This is a genomic window from Treponema sp. Marseille-Q3903 (genome assembly GCF_014334335.1).
Classification (GTDB): domain Bacteria; phylum Spirochaetota; class Spirochaetia; order Treponematales; family Treponemataceae; genus Treponema_D.
Window position 1 is genome coordinate 20,637 of record NZ_JACSEU010000002.1, and the last position, 22,056, is coordinate 42,692.

The 22,056-nt window shown below is 38.3% G+C and carries 21 protein-coding genes; 14 read left to right on the forward strand and 7 right to left on the reverse strand.

Annotated features, from left to right (window positions below; translation table 11 throughout):
• The first annotated feature begins 78 nt into the window (after window positions 1-78).
• Complete coding sequence (locus H9I37_RS10130; RefSeq protein WP_187382604.1) at window positions 79-1,260, forward strand: 3-phosphoglycerate dehydrogenase family protein; 1,182 nt, start codon at window positions 79-81, stop codon at window positions 1,258-1,260.
• Window positions 1,261-1,289: 29 nt separating this feature from the next.
• Here H9I37_RS10130 and H9I37_RS10135 read toward each other — a convergent pair whose 3' ends face one another.
• Entirely contained in the window at window positions 1,290-2,000 is a 711-nt protein-coding gene (locus tag H9I37_RS10135; protein ID WP_187382605.1) for a rhomboid family intramembrane serine protease, read from the reverse strand.
• Window positions 2,001-2,124: 124 nt separating this feature from the next.
• On the opposite strand from H9I37_RS10135, the gene H9I37_RS10140 reads away from it, so the two are divergent.
• From H9I37_RS10140 to H9I37_RS10200, 13 genes are all read left to right on the forward strand, one after another.
• A complete protein-coding gene (locus tag H9I37_RS10140) occupies window positions 2,125-2,439 on the forward strand; it encodes an ATP-dependent Clp protease adaptor ClpS (protein WP_187382606.1) in 315 nt (104 codons plus the stop codon).
• Window positions 2,436-4,814, forward strand: a complete 2,379-nt coding sequence (locus H9I37_RS10145) for an AAA family ATPase (RefSeq protein WP_255422571.1) — start codon at window positions 2,436-2,438, stop codon at window positions 4,812-4,814. Before H9I37_RS10140 ends, H9I37_RS10145 begins: the two co-directional genes overlap by 4 nt.
• Window positions 4,811-5,761 carry a substrate-binding domain-containing protein gene (locus H9I37_RS10150; protein WP_187382607.1) on the forward strand — a complete coding sequence of 317 codons (951 nt, stop codon included), beginning with the start codon at window positions 4,811-4,813 and terminating at the stop codon, window positions 5,759-5,761. Before H9I37_RS10145 ends, H9I37_RS10150 begins: the two co-directional genes overlap by 4 nt.
• Window positions 5,758-7,263, forward strand: coding sequence for a sensor histidine kinase (locus tag H9I37_RS10155; protein ID WP_187382608.1), 1,506 nt, complete (start codon window positions 5,758-5,760; stop codon window positions 7,261-7,263). Before H9I37_RS10150 ends, H9I37_RS10155 begins: the two co-directional genes overlap by 4 nt.
• Window positions 7,256-8,839, forward strand: a complete 1,584-nt coding sequence (locus H9I37_RS10160; RefSeq protein ID WP_187382609.1) for a response regulator — start codon at window positions 7,256-7,258, stop codon at window positions 8,837-8,839. Before H9I37_RS10155 ends, H9I37_RS10160 begins: the two co-directional genes overlap by 8 nt.
• A gap of 4 nt (window positions 8,840-8,843) precedes the next feature.
• Complete coding sequence (locus H9I37_RS10165; protein ID WP_187382610.1) at window positions 8,844-9,905, forward strand: sugar ABC transporter substrate-binding protein; 1,062 nt, start codon at window positions 8,844-8,846, stop codon at window positions 9,903-9,905.
• 315 nt (window positions 9,906-10,220) lie between these two features.
• Window positions 10,221-11,303, forward strand: a complete 1,083-nt coding sequence (locus H9I37_RS10170; RefSeq protein WP_187382611.1) for a substrate-binding domain-containing protein — start codon at window positions 10,221-10,223, stop codon at window positions 11,301-11,303.
• A 102-nt stretch (window positions 11,304-11,405) separates the two neighbouring features.
• Entirely contained in the window at window positions 11,406-12,956 is a 1,551-nt protein-coding gene (mmsA, locus tag H9I37_RS10175; RefSeq protein WP_187382612.1) for a multiple monosaccharide ABC transporter ATP-binding protein, read from the forward strand.
• Window position 12,957: 1 nt separating this feature from the next.
• On the forward strand, window positions 12,958-14,196 hold the full coding sequence (gene mmsB / locus H9I37_RS10180) for a multiple monosaccharide ABC transporter permease (RefSeq protein ID WP_187382613.1): 1,239 nt from the start codon (window positions 12,958-12,960) through the stop codon (window positions 14,194-14,196).
• An 80-nt stretch (window positions 14,197-14,276) separates the two neighbouring features.
• Complete coding sequence (locus H9I37_RS10185) at window positions 14,277-15,062, forward strand: PLP-dependent aminotransferase family protein (RefSeq protein WP_187382614.1); 786 nt, start codon at window positions 14,277-14,279, stop codon at window positions 15,060-15,062.
• Window positions 15,063-15,103: 41 nt separating this feature from the next.
• Entirely contained in the window at window positions 15,104-15,397 is a 294-nt protein-coding gene (locus H9I37_RS10190) for a hypothetical protein (RefSeq protein ID WP_187382615.1), read from the forward strand.
• Window positions 15,398-15,409: 12 nt separating this feature from the next.
• Window positions 15,410-15,883, forward strand: coding sequence for an ASCH domain-containing protein (locus tag H9I37_RS10195; RefSeq protein WP_187382616.1), 474 nt, complete (start codon window positions 15,410-15,412; stop codon window positions 15,881-15,883).
• 20 nt (window positions 15,884-15,903) lie between these two features.
• On the forward strand, window positions 15,904-16,503 hold the full coding sequence (locus H9I37_RS10200) for a hypothetical protein (protein WP_187382617.1): 600 nt from the start codon (window positions 15,904-15,906) through the stop codon (window positions 16,501-16,503).
• 101 nt (window positions 16,504-16,604) lie between these two features.
• On the opposite strand, the gene rny is transcribed toward H9I37_RS10200, so the two are convergent.
• The 6 genes from rny to H9I37_RS10230 form a co-directional block, all read right to left on the reverse strand.
• A complete protein-coding gene (gene rny, locus H9I37_RS10205) occupies window positions 16,605-18,137 on the reverse strand; it encodes a ribonuclease Y (protein WP_187382618.1) in 1,533 nt (510 codons plus the stop codon).
• Window positions 18,138-18,309: 172 nt separating this feature from the next.
• On the reverse strand, window positions 18,310-19,101 hold the full coding sequence (gene lptB, locus H9I37_RS10210) for an LPS export ABC transporter ATP-binding protein (RefSeq protein WP_187382619.1): 792 nt from the start codon (window positions 19,099-19,101) through the stop codon (window positions 18,310-18,312).
• Window positions 19,091-19,864 (reverse strand): LptA/OstA family protein, encoded by a 774-nt coding sequence (locus H9I37_RS10215; RefSeq protein ID WP_187382620.1) that lies wholly within the window; start codon window positions 19,862-19,864, stop codon window positions 19,091-19,093. The genes lptB and H9I37_RS10215 overlap by 11 nt, the downstream gene beginning before the upstream one ends.
• Window positions 19,854-20,420, reverse strand: coding sequence for an LPS export ABC transporter periplasmic protein LptC (lptC, locus tag H9I37_RS10220; protein ID WP_187382621.1), 567 nt, complete (start codon window positions 20,418-20,420; stop codon window positions 19,854-19,856). The genes H9I37_RS10215 and lptC overlap by 11 nt, the downstream gene beginning before the upstream one ends.
• A gap of 207 nt (window positions 20,421-20,627) precedes the next feature.
• Window positions 20,628-21,227 (reverse strand): ATP-binding cassette domain-containing protein, encoded by a 600-nt coding sequence (locus H9I37_RS10225; RefSeq protein WP_187382622.1) that lies wholly within the window; start codon window positions 21,225-21,227, stop codon window positions 20,628-20,630.
• Window positions 21,221-22,048, reverse strand: a complete 828-nt coding sequence (locus H9I37_RS10230) for an ATP-binding cassette domain-containing protein (RefSeq protein ID WP_187382623.1) — start codon at window positions 22,046-22,048, stop codon at window positions 21,221-21,223. The genes H9I37_RS10225 and H9I37_RS10230 overlap by 7 nt, the downstream gene beginning before the upstream one ends.
• Window positions 22,049-22,056 lie beyond the last annotated feature (8 nt).

A 22,056-nucleotide genomic window follows, 5' to 3' on the forward strand; every position in this document is an offset into this window, starting at 1 on the left:
TTGCATTGAAAAATATGATTTTTATATCATGCGTTTTCTTGCACTTGTTCACATAAAATAATTTTTAAGGAATATGATATGAGTTTCAAAATTCAAACTTTAAATAAGATTGCTGCAATAGGACTGAATGTTCTTGACCGTGATAATTATGAAATTGCAACAGACATCAACAATCCTGACGCAATCCTCGTTCGCTCTGCAGAAATGCACGATATGCAGATTTCAGACAATGTAAAAGCAGTTGCACGTGCAGGGGCAGGAACAAACAATATCCCGATTCCCGAACTTTCAGAAAAAGGAATCGTAGTGTTCAACACTCCAGGTGCAAATGCCAACGCAGTAAAAGAGCTCGTAATGCTTTCATTGCTTCTTGCAAGCCGTCCAGTTATCGATGCAAATAAGTGGACAAATGAACTTGCAGGCAAAGGTGATGAGATTCCTGCAATTGCCGAAAAAGGAAAATCCCAGTTTGTAGGTCCGGAACTGATGGGAAAAACGCTTGGAGTAATTGGGCTCGGGGCTATTGGTGCAATGGTTTCTAACCTCGCTCAGCATTTTGGAATGGAGGTAATCGGTTACGATCCGTTTTTGTCTGTAAAATCAGCTTTATTTCTAGATAAAAAGATTAAACTTGCAGAAACGCTCGACTCAGTGTACGCAAAAGCAGATTATATCACGATTCATGTTCCACAAACAAACGACACTAAAGGAATGATAAACGCTGCCGCAATCAAAAATATGAAAAACGGAGTCCGAATCATAAACATAGCACGCGGTGGGCTTGTAAACAATGCCGATGTGCTCGCTGCAATCGACAGCGGAAAAGTTAGCTGCCTAGTATCAGACTTTGCTGCAGAAGAATTGCTCAACCATAAAAATGTTATATGCTTGCCGCACATCGGAGCTTCAACTCCTGAAGCAGAAGACAACTGTGCTGTCATGGCTGCCAGCGAACTCAAAGATTTTCTTGAAAATGGGAATATCGTAAATTCTGTAAATTTCCCTAAGACGCTTACAGAAAATCCAATTCCTTCCGGCGGAACTCGCCTTTGTATATGCCACAAAAATATCCCTGATATGATTTCTAAATTCACGTCTATACTCGGCGATGCAAAACTAAACATCGCATCGTTTATAAATCAGGCGCGCGGAGATATCGCTTACAACATAATCGATGTTGACGGCTTTGTAAGTGATGAAATAATCGCAAAGTTGGCATCTTGTGACACTGTAAGCAGAGTAAGACCTATCTTCGGATAAAGGTAAAAAATACAAAAAAAACAGATAATTTAGAACTTCAATGTTCCGATAACCGTAGTTCCGTCATCATCGTCAGAATTACGGTTATTTTTTTTATTGCGAGGGCTTCTGCTGTCTAACTCTTCAATATAATCTGCTCTCCTTTTTTCCGCTTTTGCTCTTGGAGAAGTGAGAAACGCTAGCAGGCTTCCACACAAACCGCCTGCAATCAAAATGATAATCTGAACAATCCCATTTGCCTGGACAAACCCTTCATACAAAATAAAAAGGCAAAATCCAATCACAAAAGAAAGAGGGATTTTATTTCTCGAAAGTTCCATAAAAGAATTTAGGAAAAACATCATAAAAACTATCGAAATACAACCTGTCAAACTTGTTTTGCAAAAACAGGCGTTGAGGACACCGGAAAAAATCGCAGAGACAAACATCATGATTCCAATTACGACAGAACCGTAACGCAGCTCCATAGCAGGACCGAGTAAAAGGATGAAAACAAGACTTGTCAAAAGGACTCCCCAGCTTGTGTAAACAAACGGATACAATATAAAACTGAGATATGAAGAAAAATTTGACGCAACAAATGGAAGTTCACCCGAAGCCGCAGTTGACGATTTCATAAAAACTCCGAGCTTGCCTTTAAAAATAAAAGTATCAGATAAAAACATCAGCAGGGAAACAGCAGCAAAAGTGATTGTAACCGGCGCATCAAATTCAAACTTAAATTTTAATTTCTTTCTCATATAAAAAGATTATACACCAATGACAGTTTGATTACAAAGCAGTTAGTGCAAATCATCTTTAAAACGCACGATAATGTTCTATATTGAATTTTCCTTTTAGTTCGATTTATGTTATATTTAGAGTATGGGTGATTTGAATAATCAATATTCCGATGCAGGCAACAGATTAGCCGAAGATACATCTTTCAAACTTCCTCCTGAACGCAAAGTTGTTTTTTACAATGATGACTTTACAACTATGGATTTTGTTGTAGATGTTCTTGTGTCGATTTTTGACAAATCTCATCAAGAGGCAGAACAGATTATGCGTTCAGTCCACGAAACCGGATATGGGGTTGCGGGCTCTTACACTTATGATATTGCAGTCTCTCGGGCAAACCTCGCAATTCAGGCTGCACGAAAAAATGGATTTCCACTGAGGGTTGAAGTAGAAGAATGAGCGTACAGAATAAACAACAGGGGTTCATCAAACAGATGAAAGTAAGCACAATGCTGAACAGGATTCTCTCGGAATCTCTCCTGATTGCAAAAGATTTTCACCATGAATTTTTTACTCCCGAGCATGTTCTTGCAACTGCTATAAAAGACGAATTTGTCGAGCAGCTTTTGGCAAACAGCGGTTCCGACACAAAGGAACTCCGTTCAAATGTAGCAGATTTTCTTGCGACAAAAGTGCCTGTGATTTCAAAAAACGCAAACCCTGAAATTCTAAAAAGCCCTGTTGAATCAGCAGGTTTTCAAGCTGTGATGAGCCGTGCTGTATTCCATTGCATTTCGAGCGAACAAGACACAATTGATATCACAGATATTTTGATGAGCATGATAGATGAAAGCAAAAACTACTGCTCTTATTTTTTAAAAGTCAGCGGTGTTGACAGGCTTAAATTGATGGAGAACATCACACGCGTCCGTCCTCTCAAAAAAGGTCAACCGCTCAGCGGACAGCCCGGAATCGGCGGAAACGGAACTACACCTGGATTTGACCCAAACAGTTCTAACAACGTTGGCGGGCTCAAACGCTTTACGATAAATATGACGGAACTCGCAAAAAATGGAGTTTACGACAACCTCGTCGGTCGCGAAGACGAAATTGAAAGAACAATCCAAGTTCTCTGCCGCCGCACAAAAAACAATCCACTCCACGTTGGAGATGCTGGAGTCGGTAAAACCGCAATCACGCAGGGGCTTGCGCAACGGATTGTAGAAGGAAACGTTCCTGACATTCTGAAAGATTATACGATTTACTCGCTCGATTTGGGACTTTTGCTCGCAGGCTCAAAATTCCGAGGAGATTTTGAAGAGAGAATTCACTCTATTTTAGATGAACTGAAACAAAATAAAAAATCAATTTTGTTCATAGATGAAATACACATGATTATAGGGGCAGGCACAAACGGCTCTTCGCAACTTGATGCGGCAAACCTTTTAAAACCTGTTCTTGCAACAGGCGAAGTTAAATTCATCGGTTCTACGACATACGACGAATACAGCAAAAATTTTGAAAAAGACAGAGCTCTTGCTCGTCGTTTCCAAAAAATCGATATTGTTGAACCTACATCTGAAGAAACAGTAAAAATCATAAAAGGTCTCCTCCCAAAATACGAAAAACATCACAACGTAAAGTATTCGCCAGGTGCAGTAGAAGAAGCTGTAAAACTTTCTATTCAGACAATGCCGGAACGACGTCTGCCTGACAAAGCTATCGACATAATAGATGAAGCAGGCGCATATATGCATATCAAACAGACAGGGAGTTTCAAAGGACACAATAAAGTTCTTTCATCTGATAAAGTCATCGCACCGCAAAAACTCGTTTCTTCAGTTTCTTCCGACACAATTCGAAAAATCACAGCAAAAATCGCAAAGATTCCGCTGGAAAACGTAAAAGGCAATGAGAAGGACGCACTTAGAACAATAGGAAATCAGCTCGGGAAAGATATTTACGGACAAGACAGTGCAATAGAAGCGCTTGCAAATGCGGTAAAAAGGGCGCGTGCAGGCTTTAGAAATCACGAACGCCCGGAAGCTTGTTTTTTGTTTGTCGGTCCTACAGGATGCGGCAAGACAGAATTGACAAAAGTCCTTGCTAAAGTCCTCAAAGAACCGCTGCTTCGCTACGACATGAGTGAATATCAGGAAAAACACACAGTCAGCCGATTGGTCGGTTCGCCTCCGGGTTACGTCGGTTTTGAAGAAGGCGGGCAACTTGTAAGAGACGTCCGCAAAAATCCTCATTCAATCATTTTATTTGATGAAATTGAAAAAGCACATGAAGATATTTACAACGTGCTTTTGCAAGTGATGGATTATGGTCAGCTTACAGACAATCAGGGGCGCAAAGCTGATTTCCGTTCATGCATAATAATCATGACAAGCAACGCAGGAGCAAGGGAACTTGAACGTAGCGGTATCGGATTTGGTTCACAGAGCAATAAAAACTCGCAGGCATCTTTATTCGAAGCTGTAAATAAAGAGTTTCCTCCTGAATTTAGAAACCGCTTAGATGCAGTGATTCCGTTCAACTCGCTCGACATCGCCGTAGCAAAAAAAGTATGCAAAAAAGAAATCGGAAAACTCGCAGAACTCATGCTTGCAAAGAAAGTTCACCTTACAGTTACGGACAGATGTGCAGATTTCCTTACAGAAAAAGGATATTCACGCGAATTTGGAGCTCGAAACATCGCAAGAACTGTTGAAGACCAAATTGCGAGCCAGCTCGTAGATGAAGTTTTGTTCGGACAGCTTGAAAAAGGCGGAAAAGTTACTGCTGATTACAACAAAGAAGATGACAAGATTCTTTTTGAATACAGATGAAACAGAAAGCAATAAACTTTATTAAAAAAACCTCTTTGTTTTTTACGCTGATTGCGTTTCTTTCTCTTATTTTAGTTTTCGCTTACTCTTTTTTTTACACATCTAGGACAATTTCTTCTACGGCAGGCAAAGAAAATACAGATGAAAACTGCATGTATCACGTGATGGTGACTGGCACGTATGAAAATAAAACTTTTCTCGAAGAAGTCTACAAAGGTGCTTTAAGTCTTGCCGAAAAATATAACTGCATAGTTGAGCTCCACGTTCCGCAAACGCTTGCCGGAAAATCTTCACTTCAGGAACTTCTAAATTATTGTTCGTATCTGACATGCGATGGAATAATCGCATATATTGATTCACAGGATGAAACTCCAATTTTGCTTTGCCGTGAAGACGAACCCGAAATACCGCTTGTAACGATAGGTCAACTTTCTCCCAACCTCCATCAGATTTCGTACATCGGAATAAACAACTGGGAGCTCGGTAAAAAGCTCGCTGACGAGACAGCCTCTTTTCTTAAAAACGGCGGAAACGCATATATTATAAGCAATTCGACAGCGCTCAACTCAAACAATATGATTTCAAGTCTTCAACTTGCTCTGCAAAACTACAATTCAATTCAGAGCTATGTGCTTGAAAAATTCGACCCATCTCTTGAGTTTTCAAACAAAAATAATATTTTTATATGCCTCAATGAGGAAGATACGATTTTGATGGCACAAGTTCTTTTAGAACAGTTTGTGGACAACAAATATAAACTGATTGGGTTCGGGAACAACGAGGTCTGCCATCTCTATCTTCAAAAAGGATATATAAGCGAATTGATTTCGCAAAATCCTGAAAAAATCGGGGAGTCGGCCATAGAAGAGCTGTTCGAATATCGAACAAAAGGTTATGCAAACAGTTATATCACAGCTGATGTAAAAATAAGCAGGTCGCCCGGATGATAAAAAAAATAAAACAGTATCTTAAAAATAAAAGTCTCCGCTGGCGAATCCTTTTCAGCATAGCAATCGCAATCATATTTCTTACTTCAAGCCTCATCATCACAATGCTTCTCGACAATTATTCAATGAAAACGCTGAGCGAATCTTATCAGTCGAATTCGGAACTTACATATTTTTCACAAAAACTTTCCGCAACTGAACGCGCGATGGAAGATTACGTAAACTACAGGACATTTGAAAGCATAGACAGCTATTATAATTCAAAAAATAAATTGGATATATTAAATCATGACACACAGGAGTTTCCTTCACGAAACGAAATCATTCAAAAAGAATATATAGTTCACCAGCTTACGGAGTCGTTTATCTATTACAGCGGAAATGCAGTTGCTGCAAGACGCGCTAACAACCTTGAAGAGATGGATTTTTTTTACAAGCACAGCCTCGATTCTTACAATTATCTTCAATCACAAATCCTTGAGCTGAACAACTTAAGGCTGAATCAAAACGCTGCAAACTACGAAGAAAACCACAGAAAAATCACAATGACTCGCACTCTCAGCATTCTTTTTTTTGTTATATTTGTGTTTTTGATTTTTATCTTGCTGTATTTTACAATCACTTCGATTACGGCTCCACTTTTTGAAATTTCCGAAGTTGCACATAAAGTCGCAAAACGAGATTTTGATGTTCCGCTTTTCAACAATAATTCAAACGACGAAATCGGTAATATATGTAAAGCATTTGACAGAATGATAATCAGCATCCGCGAATATATTGATACGATTTGGGAAAAAGCCAGAACGGAAGCGGAGCTGAAAGAAAAGGAGATTGAAATGCAGTCTCTTTACACAGACGCCCAACTGCGCGCTTTGCAAAATCAGATAAACCCTCATTTTTTGTTCAACACGTTAAACACCGGCGCCCAACTTGCGATGATGGAGAATGCCGATAAGACATGTTATTTTATTGAACAGATTGCAGATTTTTTCCGTTACAACATTCAACAACAGAAAAAAACAGCTTCAATAGATGAAGAGCTCGGACTTATAGATAACTTTGTATACATTATGAAAGTCCGCTTTGGCAACCGCCTGATATTTACAAAAGATATTCCAAAAACCCGCTTCACTCAGCAGATTCCTTCTATGACTCTTCAACCGCTTGTTGAAAACTGCATAAAGCACGGACTCAAAAATATGACATGCAAAGTCACTTTAAAAATATACGAAGAAGGCAGATATGTTGTAATAACAGTTTCCGATAACGGCGAAGGCATGTCTGAAAAAACTAAAAAAGCAGTCTTTCAAGCTGTCTCAAGCGGCATAACGAGGCTTCCTTCTGAACTGATAGACAATCGTTCGTCTCACAACGGGACAGGTTTGATAAGCGTGTTTTTAAGGTTGAAGTTGCAGTTCCGCCGCGACGATTTATTTGATATAACAAAAAGCGACAACAGTGAAGGGACAAAATTTATAATCAGGATTCCAAAAAATGTTTAATATTTTAGTTACGGACGACGAGCAGATAGTAATAGATTCTCTTTCATTCATCATCAATAAAAACTTTTCTGATAAAGCAAAAATTTTCACGGCGCTTTCAGGGACAGAAACAATTGAGACTGTGATGAAAGAAAACATCGATATTCTGTTCATAGATATCAACATGCCGGGGCTGAGCGGATTAGAAACTGTAGACGTAATCACAAAGTTAAAGCCGAACATCGTGTTTATAATTTTAAGCGCTTTTGACCGCTTTCAATATGCGCAAGAAGCTATCAACCTTGGAGCATACAAATACATCACAAAACCTGTAAACCGCAATGTCGTAATCGAGACAATCCGTGGAGCAATGGATTTAGTTCAAAAAAAGAAAGGCAAGATGAGCGCTGATATTGAGCTCCATAAAAAACTCGACCTTGTTTCGCCGATGATCGAAAACGACTTTATATACGCTTGCATATTCAACAACGACAAAACGACAGATATTTCTTCATATCTTGAATATTTTAATCTTTCAGATAACAAGTGGGTGTTTGCATGTTTAGAATTTCCAAATATAAACTCAGACAACCAATACAACACTTATTTAAAAATTCATGAGCTTTTAAATACAGAGCACCGCTGTCTTGTCAGTTCCTTTATGATGAACAGAATCGCCGTCTACTTTCCTCTTTTTTCGCAGACTCCTGATTATGAAGATGTGCAAGCTCAGTTTAATAAAATCTATTCAACTCTGAGTTATACAATTTCGGCTGGAATTCGCTGCGGAGTAAGCCAAATCAACTCCGACATAACGCTGCTGCAATCATCGTACAACGAAGCGCTTTCAGCATTGAACAAAACAGAGTTTTCCGGCGGCATCGCTTTTTCGGGCATAGAAAATAAAAGCCGGATTCAAGATTCATCATTTGAATACAGTGCTAATCAAAACAGCACTGAAGAATTCAAAAATCAGATAATAAACAAACTCAAGCTTGCCGACGCAAACGGAGTAAAATCTTTTCTTGAACTTTTTTCAAGCGAGCTGATTTTCTCAAAACTGCCTGCCGATAAAATCAAAAACTCTTTTTTTGAAATAATTGTGACGGCAAACAATTCAACAAAAGAAATTGCAAAAAACTTTGCCAGCAGCAACTTTGAAAACGCATTCTCTGTTTTAAGCAACGAAAACGATTTAAACATGATAAAAGAGTTTACACAAAAATTTTTATCTGAATGCATAGAAACAATTTCCGAAGCAAAATCTTTTGACAGCAATCCAATAATAAAAAAAGTCTGCGAAATAATAGATTCAAAGCTTTCAGAAGATATCTCACTTGAACAGATGGCATGCACTGTCGGCGTAAGCTCATTTTATTTGAGTAAACTTTTTAAAGAAGAAAAAGGCGTAACGTATATCAACTTTATTTCCGATAAGCGGCTCGAAAAATCACGGCAGATGCTAGCAGAAACAGATTTGTCTATAAAGGAGATAACGGGAGAAGTCGGCTACAACGACCAAAATTATTTCAGCAGAATATTCAAAAATAAATATGGGCTTTCACCAAAAGAATACAGAAAAGTAAGGCAGGATTAAAACGATGAAATTTAAAAACTTGTTCGTTAATTTTTTTTGTCTGTTGACGTTGTTTATCATCTCATCTTTGTTGAATATATCATGCAATAAAAAAAATCAGAAAATTACAGAAAAAACCGATTCAACTTCCACCCATAAAATAACAATCGGGTTCTCTATAGACACGCTTGCACTTGAACGCTGGCAGCGCGATTTAGATATTTTTATAAATAAAGTTCGTGAACTCGGAGCTGAGACAATTGTTCAAAATGCAGGAAACAGCATTGAAGAGCAGAATCGTCAATTGCTCTACCTTCTTGAAAGAAATGTAGATGTGATCGTCGTTCTTCCAAAAGATGCGGATTCGATTACAGATTCAATTCAGAAAATTAAAAATAAAGGCATTCCGGTTATTTCGTACGACCGCCTGACTTTGAATGCAGACATAGACCTTTACATCACAATAGACAGCGAAAAAGTTGGAGAGCTAATGGGCATCGGGCTGATGAAAATAGTGAAAGGGAACACATGGTATTGCATACTAGGCCCAAAAGAAGATTACAATACAACTTTAATCAAAGACGGTATCACAAAAGTTCTTAGAGGTACTCCTGTGACAATCTCTCATATCTATTATACAGAAGGATGGAATTACGACCTTTCTTATAAGGAAGCATTGAACATAATTAAAAATGAAAAAATACCTGATGCTTTTGTCTGCGGAAACGATGCAGTAGCAGCGAGTGTCATCTCTGCTCTTTCAAAATATTATCCCGACACCCATATTCCAATTTGCGGTCAAGACGCCGACATCGCAGCTTGCCAATATATTGTACAGGGAAAACAAGATTTTACAATTTACAAACCTATCATAAAACTCGCAGAGATTGCGGCAGAATATGCAGTTGCCCTTGCGCGCGGTGAAAATATATATTCAAAAGAATTTGAAATAAAAACCATAAACAACGGATTCGGTGAGATTCCCGGAGTATGGCTTGAACCTACTTTGGTAGATAAAACAAACCTCGACGAAGTGATAATAGATTCCGGTTTTCACAACAGAACTTCTATATACAGAACAAATTGATTTACACAATCGGACAAATCACTCAATTCACTCAATAACCGATATAGACAGCTCTACACACCAGACACAAATCGTTCATAAACGACATAAATCGCCCTGCACTGTATGTACAAACCGCCTGCACAACTAGCATAAAAACCACAACAAAAAAATCCAGATTTGTACATCGGACATACGCAAAATCACCTAGTCTGATAACAGAAAATAGCAAAAATTTTTAGATTTTTTTTATTCTTGACTGCAAGATTGATTTTATACTCTTAGACGTAAGGGTCGTTGACCTTAAAATAAAAAAAATCAGGAGTGTTTTTTCTTATGAAAAAAATTATCGCTATTCTTTTAGCAGTTGTAACTTTATCAACTGTTGCATTTGCAAAAGCAAAATTAAAAGTTGGTGTTTCTATGCCTACAAAAGACTTGCAGCGCTGGAATCAGGATGGAGCTAACATGAAAGCTCAACTCGAAAAAGCCGGCTATCAGGTAGACTTGCAGTACGCTGCAAATGATATCCCAACACAAGTATCACAGATTGAAAACATGATTACAAGCAAATGTAAGGTTCTCGTAATCGCTTCAATCGACGGTTCTTCTCTTTCAAACGTTCTTGCAACAGCAAAGAAAAAGAAAATCCCTGTAATTGCATATGATCGCCTCATCATGGATACAGATGCAGTTTCTTACTACGCTACATTTGATAACTACAAAGTAGGTACAATTCAGGGCGATTATCTTGTTGACGCATTAAACCTTAAAACAAGAACAAAATCAGACCCTGTTTATATGGAATTCTTCACAGGAGACCCAGGCGACAACAACATAAACTTCTTCTTTGGAGGAGCTATGGATGTTTTGAAACCATACATGGACAAAGGCGTTATCGTTTGCCGTTCAGGTCAGACAGAAAAAGCTCAGTGCGCTACATTGAACTGGTCTACAGAAGAAGCTCAGAAACGTATGGAAAACCTCATCACATCTAACAAATACGGTCCAAAAGGAACAAAACTTGACGCTGTTTACTGTTCAAACGACACAACAGCAATCGGTGTAACAAACGCTCTTCTTTCTGCTGGCTATACAGCTGCTAACTTCCCAATCGTTACAGGTCAGGACTGTGATGTTGTTTCTGTAAAAAACATGCTCAAGGGAACACAGGCTATGTCTATCTTCAAAGATACACGTACTCTCGCTTCTAAAGTAGTTGAAATGGTTGACGCTATCCTTCAGGGTAAAAAAGCTCCTGTAAATGATACAAAAACATACAACAACAACTCAAAAAATCCTAAAGATTCAAAATCATTTATTCCTTCATACCTCTGCGAACCGGTATTTGGAACTAAAGACAATTACAAAGCATTGTTGATTGACTCTGGATATTACACAGAAGCTCAGTTGAAATAGACAACAGTTACTGGGATTGAAAAAACTGTCCAAAAATTGAAGTTTTTGGACAGTTCTGTCCTTTTCTTTATACAATCATCAAATTTAAAAAGAGGGGTTCCAATGGCTAAAACATTATTGGAAATGAAAAATATTACAAAAGTATTTCCTGGTGTAAAAGCACTCAGCAACGTAAATCTTACAGTTGAAGAAGGCGAAATCCACGCAATCTGTGGCGAAAACGGAGCTGGTAAATCAACTTTGATGAATGTTTTGAGTGGCATTTATCCATACGGAACATACACCGGAGACATCATATATGATGGTGAGGTTTGTAAATTCCAGACAATACGAGACAGCGAATCAAAAGGTATTGTAATTATTCATCAGGAACTTGCACTCGTACCACTTCTCACAATCGGCGAAAATATGTTCCTCGGCAACGAAAAAGGAACAAAAGCAAAAATAAACTGGTCCGAAACATTCGATAAAGCTGATGAACTTTTAAGAATGGTAGGACTTAAAGATTCTTCCAAGACTTTAATTAAAGATATTGGTGTAGGAAAACAGCAGCTTGTTGAAATTGCAAAAGCGCTTGGAAAAAATGTAAAACTTCTCATTCTCGATGAACCTACAGCATCTCTAAACGATACAGAAGCAAAACATCTTCTCGATTTGCTTCTTGAATTCAAAAAGAAGGGAATGACATCTATCATCATTTCGCATAAATTGAATGAAATCTCTTACGTTGCAGATAAAATCACTGTTATCCGCGATGGAGAAGCAATCACTTCCCTTGATAAAACAAACGATAATTTTACTGAAGATACAATCATCTCGGCAATGGTAGGAAGAAGTCTCACAGACAGATTCCCTAAGCGAGAACATCATATCGGAGACGTCTGTTTTGAAGTAAAGGATTGGTGCGTTGAGCATCCTGTATTCGAAGGAATTAAGGTTTGCGACAACATCAGCTTTAATCTGAAAAAAGGCGAAGTACTTGGCATTTCAGGACTTATGGGTGCAGGTCGAACGGAACTCGCTATGAGCATTTTTGGACGTTCTTACGGCACAAACATACATGGTCACATATATTTGAACGGAAAAGAAGTTTCGTTCCCTAATGTAAAATCTGCAATAAAATCAGGGATTGCATACGTAACAGAAGACCGCAAAGGAAACGGACTTATCCTTACAGAATCTATCTGCAAGAATACGACTGCAGCAAAACCCGAAAAAATTTCTAAAAACTGGATTCTTGATTTTGACAAAGAACGTCAATATTCGGAAAACATGGCTAAAGGAATGCATACAAAATGTGCTACGGTTTTAGAAAATGTAGGAAACCTTTCCGGCGGAAACATGCAGAAAGTACTTCTTGGAAAATGGCTTTTTGCAGAGCCTGATATCCTCATCCTCGACGAACCGACTCGAGGTATAGACGTAGGTGCAAAATATGAAATCTACTGCATTATAAATAGAATGGTAGCAGAAGGTAAATCTGTGATAATGATTTCATCAGAAATGCCTGAAATTCTCGGTATGTGCGACCGCATTTACGTGATGAATGAAGGAAAAATGATTGCTGAGATGGACGGAAAAGACGCCACTCAGGAAAAAATCATGACAGAAATTATCAATGCTGGAAAAAATGACAATTTAGGAGTTAAATAAAATGCAAAGAAATAACAAAATTTCAGGCACAGTTAAGTCAGTATTCAAATCTAATACAATGATTTTTGTACTCGTCGGCGTGATGATTCTCTTTGAAGTCCTGATTAGGATTGCCGACCACGGTTCTTTGTTTGCACCGGCAAACATCACTAATATTATCAGACAGAACGCCTATGTTGCCATCCTTGCTACTGGTATGCTCCTTTGTATCCTCACAGGCGGTAACATCGATTTGTCTGTAGGTTCGGTAGTAGCACTCGTCGGCGCACTTGCAGGAGTCTTCATTGTAACACTTGGACTGCCGGTATGGCTTTCTATATGTCTTTGTCTCCTTATAGGAACTATGATAGGCGCTTTTCACGGTTTTTTCATAGCATACATACACATTCCTCCGTTCATCACGACCCTTGCCGGTATGCTATTGTGGCGTGGAGTTGCGACAATCGTTCTCGATGGTAAACCTATCGCTCCATTTCCACAAAAATATCTGAATCTTTTTGAAAGCTTCCTTCCTTCTCCAAGCGAAGCGACAATCGAAAGATTCGGAGAAATTGACCTTTTTGATGAATTTATCGACAAATACACATTTATGGTCACATTGATCATCAGTTTAATATGTGTGCTTGCATACATCATTTTGGAAATTGTAAGCCGTCAGAAAAAAATCAAGAAAAATTATACAGTGCCGTCTTTTGGTTCTTTTATTGCAAAGCTCACAATCCTTTCAATCGTAATAATCATTCTTGGTCAGTTCCTTGCTCGTGACCGCGGACTTCCTGTAATACTGATCTTGCTTGGAATAATCATCGCTGTGTATTCTTACTTCACAAAAAACACTGTCCCTGGTCGTTACCTTTACGCAATTGGCGGAAACGTAAAAGCCGCACAGCTTTCCGGAATAAACACAAACAATGTAATGTTCTTTGCATACACAAATATGGGATTTATTTCTGCTGTTGCAGCTCTCGTAACTGTTGCACGCCTCAATTCTGCGCAACCGACCGGCGGAACAAACTACGAGATGGATGCGATTGCGTCATGTTTTATCGGAGGCGCTTCTGCTTACGGTGGAACAGGAACTGTCTCAGGTGCCGTAGTCGGTGCAATCTTCATGGGTGTATTGAACAACGGTATGTCGATTCTCGGTGTAGATATGAACTGGCAGAGAGCTGTAAAAGGTATGGTACTTCTTCTTGCTGTAATTTTTGACGTTGTTTCAAAGAAAAAGAAAAGCCGGTAAACTATAAAACAAATTGTATACCAAGTTTTCAGGTGCGGTGTTGCAAGACATTGCACCTGTTTTTTGTTATAATGAATTTTATGAATAAGACCGACTTTGCAAGAGAACTGTTCAACCTCTACGGACCTGTCACAAGAGCTCGCGACTGTTTTTTATACACAAAAAAAGGAGTGAGAATTACAGACATGTATCAGGAAGACGGGCGGGCAATACTTGGCTGGCAAGGCGGAAGCGCTTTTACACATTTAAAAAATGTTCTTTCGCGTGGTCAGACAGGAAGTTTTATCTGTGAAGAATCTTCTCGTTTGCAGAGAGCAATTTCGCAACTTCTTGCATCGGATAGAAAAATATTTTTCTTTTCCGATAAAGTCTGTGCAATGAAAGCAGCGATAAAAATCTCTCAAAAAGGCACTTCAATTTACATTCCGTGGGCCGTGCCACAAAAAATAAACAGCGAGATTGACTGCATGGTCATTGCTCCTCCTCTTCCTTGGACAGACACTATATTTATACTGGCTGTAAAAGCCAATCTGATAGAAGAAAATTCTCAATTACAAGGACAGGTTTATTTACCTTTTGCAATGCAGACCGCTATCACTCGTGCAACATACAATTTGATTCAAGCTATTCAAGAGAGAAGCGAAAAAGATTGGTTTATATACGATCAAGTTCTAACAAAATATTTTGAACGCAATGGACCTTATCTTTGCTGCAAAGTCCCTGAAAAAAAATATGATGACTTTGTGAGATTCTGTCTAAAACTTGGAATTGCGATCAACCCCGATTACAACAAACATTCTATAGTTCCATTTGGAGCAGATAAAGGTGTATTCACGTCGCTAAAAAATTCACCTTTTGCTTATTAAAAGTCGAAAATAAATATAGTTACATAAAAAATGAGGTCAGCATGTCTCCGGAAATCTTATTATTTATAATCAAACTGATTGCAGGTGGAATTGTCGCATTTTTGGCAATACTTATGATGTCGCGCACAATGGATTTTGCATGGACAATGATGGTAGCAGGATTTTTGTTTTCATACGCAGCACTCGTCTATGAGCTGTTGATAAAATTAGGAGTTTTTGTAGTTTCAAAATACAGTCTATTCGGAATTCCAATAACAACTCTCATCTTTGTAATTTTACCATCAGTCTGTTTTATAACTTCGCTGACTGTGATGATTATAAAAAGCCGAAAATAAAGGATAGGCTCAATGACAGACGTGACAAATAATAATAATCGTATCGATCAATACTGGAATAAATTTATAAAAGATACAGGCCGAAAAGAAAGTGACCGATGTTCCGGCGACCTGATTTTTGAAGCAAAAGGTTTTGTCAGCGATGAACTCATTGCTCTTGTGATTTCAGGCAAAAAAAATGCGTTTTTCACGACATGGGCAACTTACACAATAGACGGAGAGCCTCTCCCTCTTTCAGGAGAATTGTACGTCGTTCTCGATCGTGCAAATAATCCTCGCTGCATAATCGAGACTGAATCTGTAGAGATAGTCCCTTTTAATCAAGTTACTTGGGAGATGGCAAAACTTGAAGGTGAAGATCAAAATCTTGAAGAATGGCGTCAAAAAAAGATTGAATATCTTGAAGACGAAGGAGCAATTCTCGGATTTGAATTTACAGAGGATATAAAACTTGTATTCCAAAGATTTAAGGTTGTTTACAGATAACTTTACCGGAGAAATAAAACATGAAACGTAGATTATTTTTGCACGCTTTATTTTTATTGTTTTTGTTTATTATTCCATACACAAAATCATTTGCAATTGAAAATAAGATCGGTTTTTCGGCAGGAGTTCTGACAGGAGTGCCCATATACAATTCAAAAACAATAATAGAAGCCGATAACAGCATTTTGCGCCCGAATAAGATAGTTTTTGGTTCCGATTTTTACATAAATTTAATCATAGTAAAAGAAGCAACATTTTTCTTTGGAGGTGATTTTTTTAGCGACCTTTTATGGGATTCAAAAAAACATTCTAATCATTTCCATTTTTCTTTTCCATTGGGAATCAAGATTTATCCGAACATTGGCGGCTTCAATGTCGGAATCTCTTATGTATTTGGCTTTAGAACCGACTCAATAAAAACCTCAATAGGAGAAAAAAATGTAGAAATAACCAGCCGTTCACCATGGGGCAATGGGTTTAGATTTTCTGCGGAATACGATTTTTCTCATAGAAGTAAATCAAAATATTATCCATCGCTCGGGATTGCGTGGAATCGCATGCCGCGTGGTGACAACAGCTTTGACAATTTAATAATATTCTATTTGAACAGTAACTTCTAAAAAAAAGAGGAGCTGTCCAAAAAGAAAGGACAGTCCCTCACCTCCTAATTTATAAACGCATCAGCGAAAATAAAAAGCAATGTATTCACGAAAATTGCAAACTAACGTGCATATTCAATTATACGCGTTTCTCGTATCATCGTGAGACGAATACGACCAGGATAACGAAGGTCGCTTTCAATCTGTTTAGCAATATTTCTTGCAAGCTCTTTTACATCTGAATCAGAAACTTTTTCGTTATTGACGAGAATTCGAATTTCTCGACCGGCTTGAATAGCATAAGCTTTTTCAACGCCAGGGAATGTCTCCGCAATCGATTCAAGATTTTCAAGACGTTTTACATAGTTATCGATTGTTTCTCTACGAGCACCGGGACGTGCAGCCGAAATTGCGTCGGCAATCTGCACAATAACTGCCTCGATGCTCGATGGTTCAACATCGTTGTGGTGTGCGGCAATCGCATTTATAACTGCAGGCGTTTCACCCATCTTACGTGCCATTTCAGCACCGACTTCTGCGTGGTTTTGATCAGAATCGGATTCTGCTCCTTTTCCTATATCATGAAGGATGGCTGCACGTTTTGCGAGTTCTCGGTCTGCACCAATTTCTGCTGCGATAAGACTTGCAGCCATAGCAACTTCTTTAGAGTGTGTAAGAACATTTTGTCCGTAACTTGTTCGGAAGTAAAGGCGACCGAGTGCACGAATACCGTCTGTATTCATGTTGTGAATACCGAGATCGAACAAAGCCTTTTCACCTTCTTCGTAGATTTTATTTTGGATTTCATGCGTAACTTTCTGGACAATTTCTTCAATGCGTGCCGGGTGAATACGGCCGTCGGAAATCAAACGTTCAAGAGATTGTTTTGCGATTTCTTTTCTGACAGGATCAAAGCACGAAATTACAACAGCTTCAGGAGTATCATCTATTATGATATCAACACCTGTAAGAGTTTCGAGCGTTCTGATGTTACGTCCTTCTCGCCCTATGATACGACCTTTCATCTCGTCGCTAGGCAATGAAACTGTAGCAACTGTGATATCGCCGGTAGTTTCAGGAGCGATTCTCTGAATTGTCGTTATGAGAATGTCTTTAGCTTTTTTTTCAGCGTTAAGCTGCGCTTCCTGTTCAATTTTGTTGATGAGAGCCTGAGCGTCATGACGTGCATCATTTTCAAGATTTTTAATGATGAGATCTTTTGCCTCTTGAACGGAAAGTCCCGAAATCTTTTCGAGTTCTTGTCTGTAAAGATCTTCCTTTTTTGAAAGTTCTTCTTCTCTTCTCAGCATTGCAGATTTTTTATCTGCAAGTTCTTTTTCATTTTTTTCAAATTCTGCTGCACGCTGTTCAAGTAATTCTTCTTTTTTGTTTACTCTGGCTTCAAACCGCTGCACCTCGGCGCGGCGTTCACGATTCTCTCGCTCCTGCTGATTTCTTTCCCGAATGAGCTCATCTTTCGCATTTAACAAAATTTCTTTTTTTTGTGCTTCAGCTTCCCTTATTGCATCTTGCTTAACACGGTCAGCTTTCTGCTCAGAAGCAGTTAATTGAAATCTGGCATAAATCCAGCGAATAATCCATCCAAGAACAATTCCAACAACAGGGAGAGCAATATACAGCAATACGTTGCTCATAATTCAACTCCTGTTTAAAAAATTTAGAATAATTCGTTACAATCATACCGTATGAACGAGTCCATGTCAAACTGAAAATTTCCACTTTCAACAATATGCGAAATATGAAAAAGCTTACAGTGATTGTTTATGTAATGAAGCGTTATAGGAACTTTGTTTTACTTACTTTTACTTACATAGAAAAATCTTTACCAAGATAAATCTCGCGTGCGACTTCGCTAGACAAAATTTCTTCTTTTGTTCCCTGCGTCATTATAGTCCCCTGATTTATGATGATTGCGCGATCTGTAATTTCAAGCGTATCGCGAACGTTGTGGTCAGTAATCAGTATCCCGATTCCGCGTTTGGCAAGAAGCCTTATCATGTTTTTGATATCGGCAACTGCGATTGGGTCGATTCCTGCAAAAGGCTCATCAAGAAGGAGAAATTTCGGTTCCATAGCGAGCGAGCGGGCAATCTCTGTACGACGCCGTTCACCACCTGAGAGCGTAAATGCCTTTTGCTTCCGAATTCTTTCAATTGAAAATTCGTCTATAAGGGATTCGAGCCTTTCTTTTTTTTCAGCATTTGAGAGATCTCGGCGCGTTTCAAGAATTGACCAAATATTTTCTTCGACAGTGAATTTGCGAAAAACTGACGGTTCTTGAGGAAGATAGGAGATGCCGAGCCTTGCACGTTTATACATCGGAAGAGATGTGATGCATTGCTCATCGAGAAAAACATCTCCTGCAGTAGGTTTATAAAATCCGACTACCATGTAAAATGTTGTTGTTTTTCCTGCCCCATTTGGACCTAAAAGTCCCAAAACTTCACCCATCGGCATTTGAAATTCAATTCCTCGAACAACTTTTTTATGACCGAACTGTTTAAACAAACTCGATACACGGAGAATGTGGCTTTCTGAGTGAGGGAAATTATCTGATTTTTTGCCTTGTTCAACATTGTCTTTTGTTTTATTCTCCATGTGATTTCTCCGCGTCTTTAAGCTTTTCACCGGCATTTGCATCGGAAGATTGTCCTGATTCGACTTTTGATTTGTCTTTATCTTGCTTAGAATTGTCCGATTCTGTATTTGAAGCTGCATCTGTTTTTGACGACTTACTTTTTTTATCTGTGACTGTCCCTTTTACGTTTCCACCGAGCGTGATATCTTGCGTATCCATGTTGAAAGTGATTTCCTGAGCACGGAAAGTATCTTCACCCTGCTTTACCTGTGCGTTGCCCGAAAGCTCTAGCATCTGATCTTTTTTGTAATAAACAGCATATGACGCAGAACAGACATTGTCTTTTTGAGTTAGGACAATCTTTATCTGAATAATCGCAATTTCCGTTTCCTGATTATAATTGATGATTTGAGCTTTTACGTTTACATTATTGTCTTTGTCGTCAAGGTTCACATTGCCTTTTAATACCGCAACTTTTGTAATGCGGTCGAACTCAAGAGAATCGCACTCAAACTCCATATTGGAATCAAAATTTTTTCCTGTAATCTTTCCATCAGCTTTTATGTACCGATAATCATCTCCTGAAAGTTCAACATCATCTGCCTGAATCTCCATTGAATCTGTTTTTATATAGACGTTTCCTGAAAGAGAAGTTGTCGTATTTTTTTCACCGGTTTTGCCGCTCATCCTGCTTGCCGAAAATAAAATTTTTTCAGCAAAAACAATATTTGAAAAAAAAACAGCAAAAATGAGAACTGTTATTCGTTTTAGACTATTTTTCATTTTGAACTTCACTTGTTTGAATATCACCTGTTACATTACCTCTGAACGAAAAAGATTTACTTATTCCACTTGCGGAAAAGCCCGTCCCTCTGATAATTGCATCTTCTTTTTCAACTTTTACAATATCAGCGCGACCCCCTGTAAGCTGCTCAGTGCGTTCATTCCATTTTAATGTATTAGCATAAAATTTTGTCTTTTCGGATATGTTTTCGAGCTCGATATTGTCGTACATTTCGTAGAGTTTTTTTTCTGCATCAATTGAAAGATATCCGCAGGAACCTTTTGTCGAGATGTTGCCATCACTATCGAAAGTTGAAAAATTGACACCTTTTGCATAAGTTTCGGAATTTGTTTTGTACTGTTCCAAACGCTCTGCTGTAACATGCAATTTAATCTTGCTACTCTGATAACGAGACATCGCAGTATCTTGGAAAATAAATTCGGGAACTTTCGATTCAACAGAAACAGGCTCCTCGTATTTTAGAGAGCACGAAACTGCCGCAGATGAAAAAATAAATATAAAAATCGTAAAAAGAGTGTTTGCCCTTGTATCCATGTTTTCCTCTGATTTCAGATTGATTTATAATATCATTTTTTTCACATGCAAACCAGCGCATTGTTGATTTCGGTTATAAAATGATATGCAAAAAGTCAGATAAAAAGGAGAGCTGGACAAAAGAATGATATTTTTTTTCGACATCTCTCTTTCACACTTTTATGGAATACAACTGAGATTTTGCAGCATAAAGACGTTATCACAGTCTTAATACGGCTTATCTAAATTTATAATTGAATCACAAATTTTCTCTGCTAGATATAGATTGTGCGTAATCACCAATAACCCGATGTTCCTTTTTTTTACTTCGTTAATCAAACCATGCCATAAAGATGCTTGTGAAATAGGATCCAACATCGTTGTTATTTCATCACAAATAACATACTCCGTGCCTTTACCCAATGCTCTGGCAACTGAATGCCTTTGTAATTCCCCTCCGCTCAGCTCTCTGGAGAAGCGATCTTTCCATTCTTCTTTTATCCCCATGTTTCTAAGTACGCTCCGAGAAATCTCATTCCCTTCGGCAAGAACTTCATGCATATGCCATAGAGGGTCAACTGCCAATTCAGGATGTTGATATATCAATTGTACTTTTTGATACCCTTTTTCAAAAGGTTTACCGTTATATAGGATTTCTCCCCTTAATGGGTTTATATATCCTGCAATAAGTTTTGCCAATGTTGATTTCCCGAATCCGCTTGGTCCGCAGAGACCGGTTATTTTTTCAGTTTCCAGTTTCAAATTAAAATTTTCAAATAGAGGTTTGCCTTTCAAATATCGGAAGGTTAAATCTTTTACTTCTAACATACTATGATGTTCCTTTCAAAAGGGAGCCCCAGCTTCACACATTTTTTTTTGATTTCATCAAATTCTACGCTCTTAAAACCGTTTTGAGGCAGACTTTCATATATTGCACGTGTATAAGGATGTTCCAATCGTCCGGACTTGAAACACTCTACTCTTACGGTTTCCAATATTTGTCCTCCGTAAAAAACTGAAACCCGATCTGCAACATCCATAACAACATCAATATCATGAGTGATGAGAAGAACCGATTTTCCATCGTCCGCCATATCTCGTAGAACGCTTAATATTTCTTTAGCTAACGCATTGTTCAGTCCCGGTGTTGGCTCATCTGCAATAATGATTTCTTTATCATTCATAATTCCGCTGTAAACCAGAACTCTGCGAGCCATTCCCCCAGAAAGTTGAAACGTGTATTTTTGTAAGTCCTTTTCATCTAAACCGAATAACCCATATTTTTTTGCATATTTGGATTTATTTTTATTCTGCATGTAATATCCCGTCTTTTTTAACGGATCGAGAAAACTGATTGACTGTGGTATAAATCCTACATTATCACGGCGAAAATCGGCCAAATTCTTTGGCTCTAAAAGTTTTCCTTTATAATAAATTCTTCCATCTGTTTTAGCATTTATCGGCAAGATTCCAAGAATTGCATGTGCAAGAAGAGATTTCCCTCCTCCCGATTCGCCTATGACCGCATGGATTTCACCCTTCTCCAATTCAATAGAAACATCATGAATAGTCTGCTGTTGTATTTGAGACAATCCTTTTATATACATTTGAAATTGAACTTTGAGATGCTCTACTTTAAGTATGGACATATCTCCCC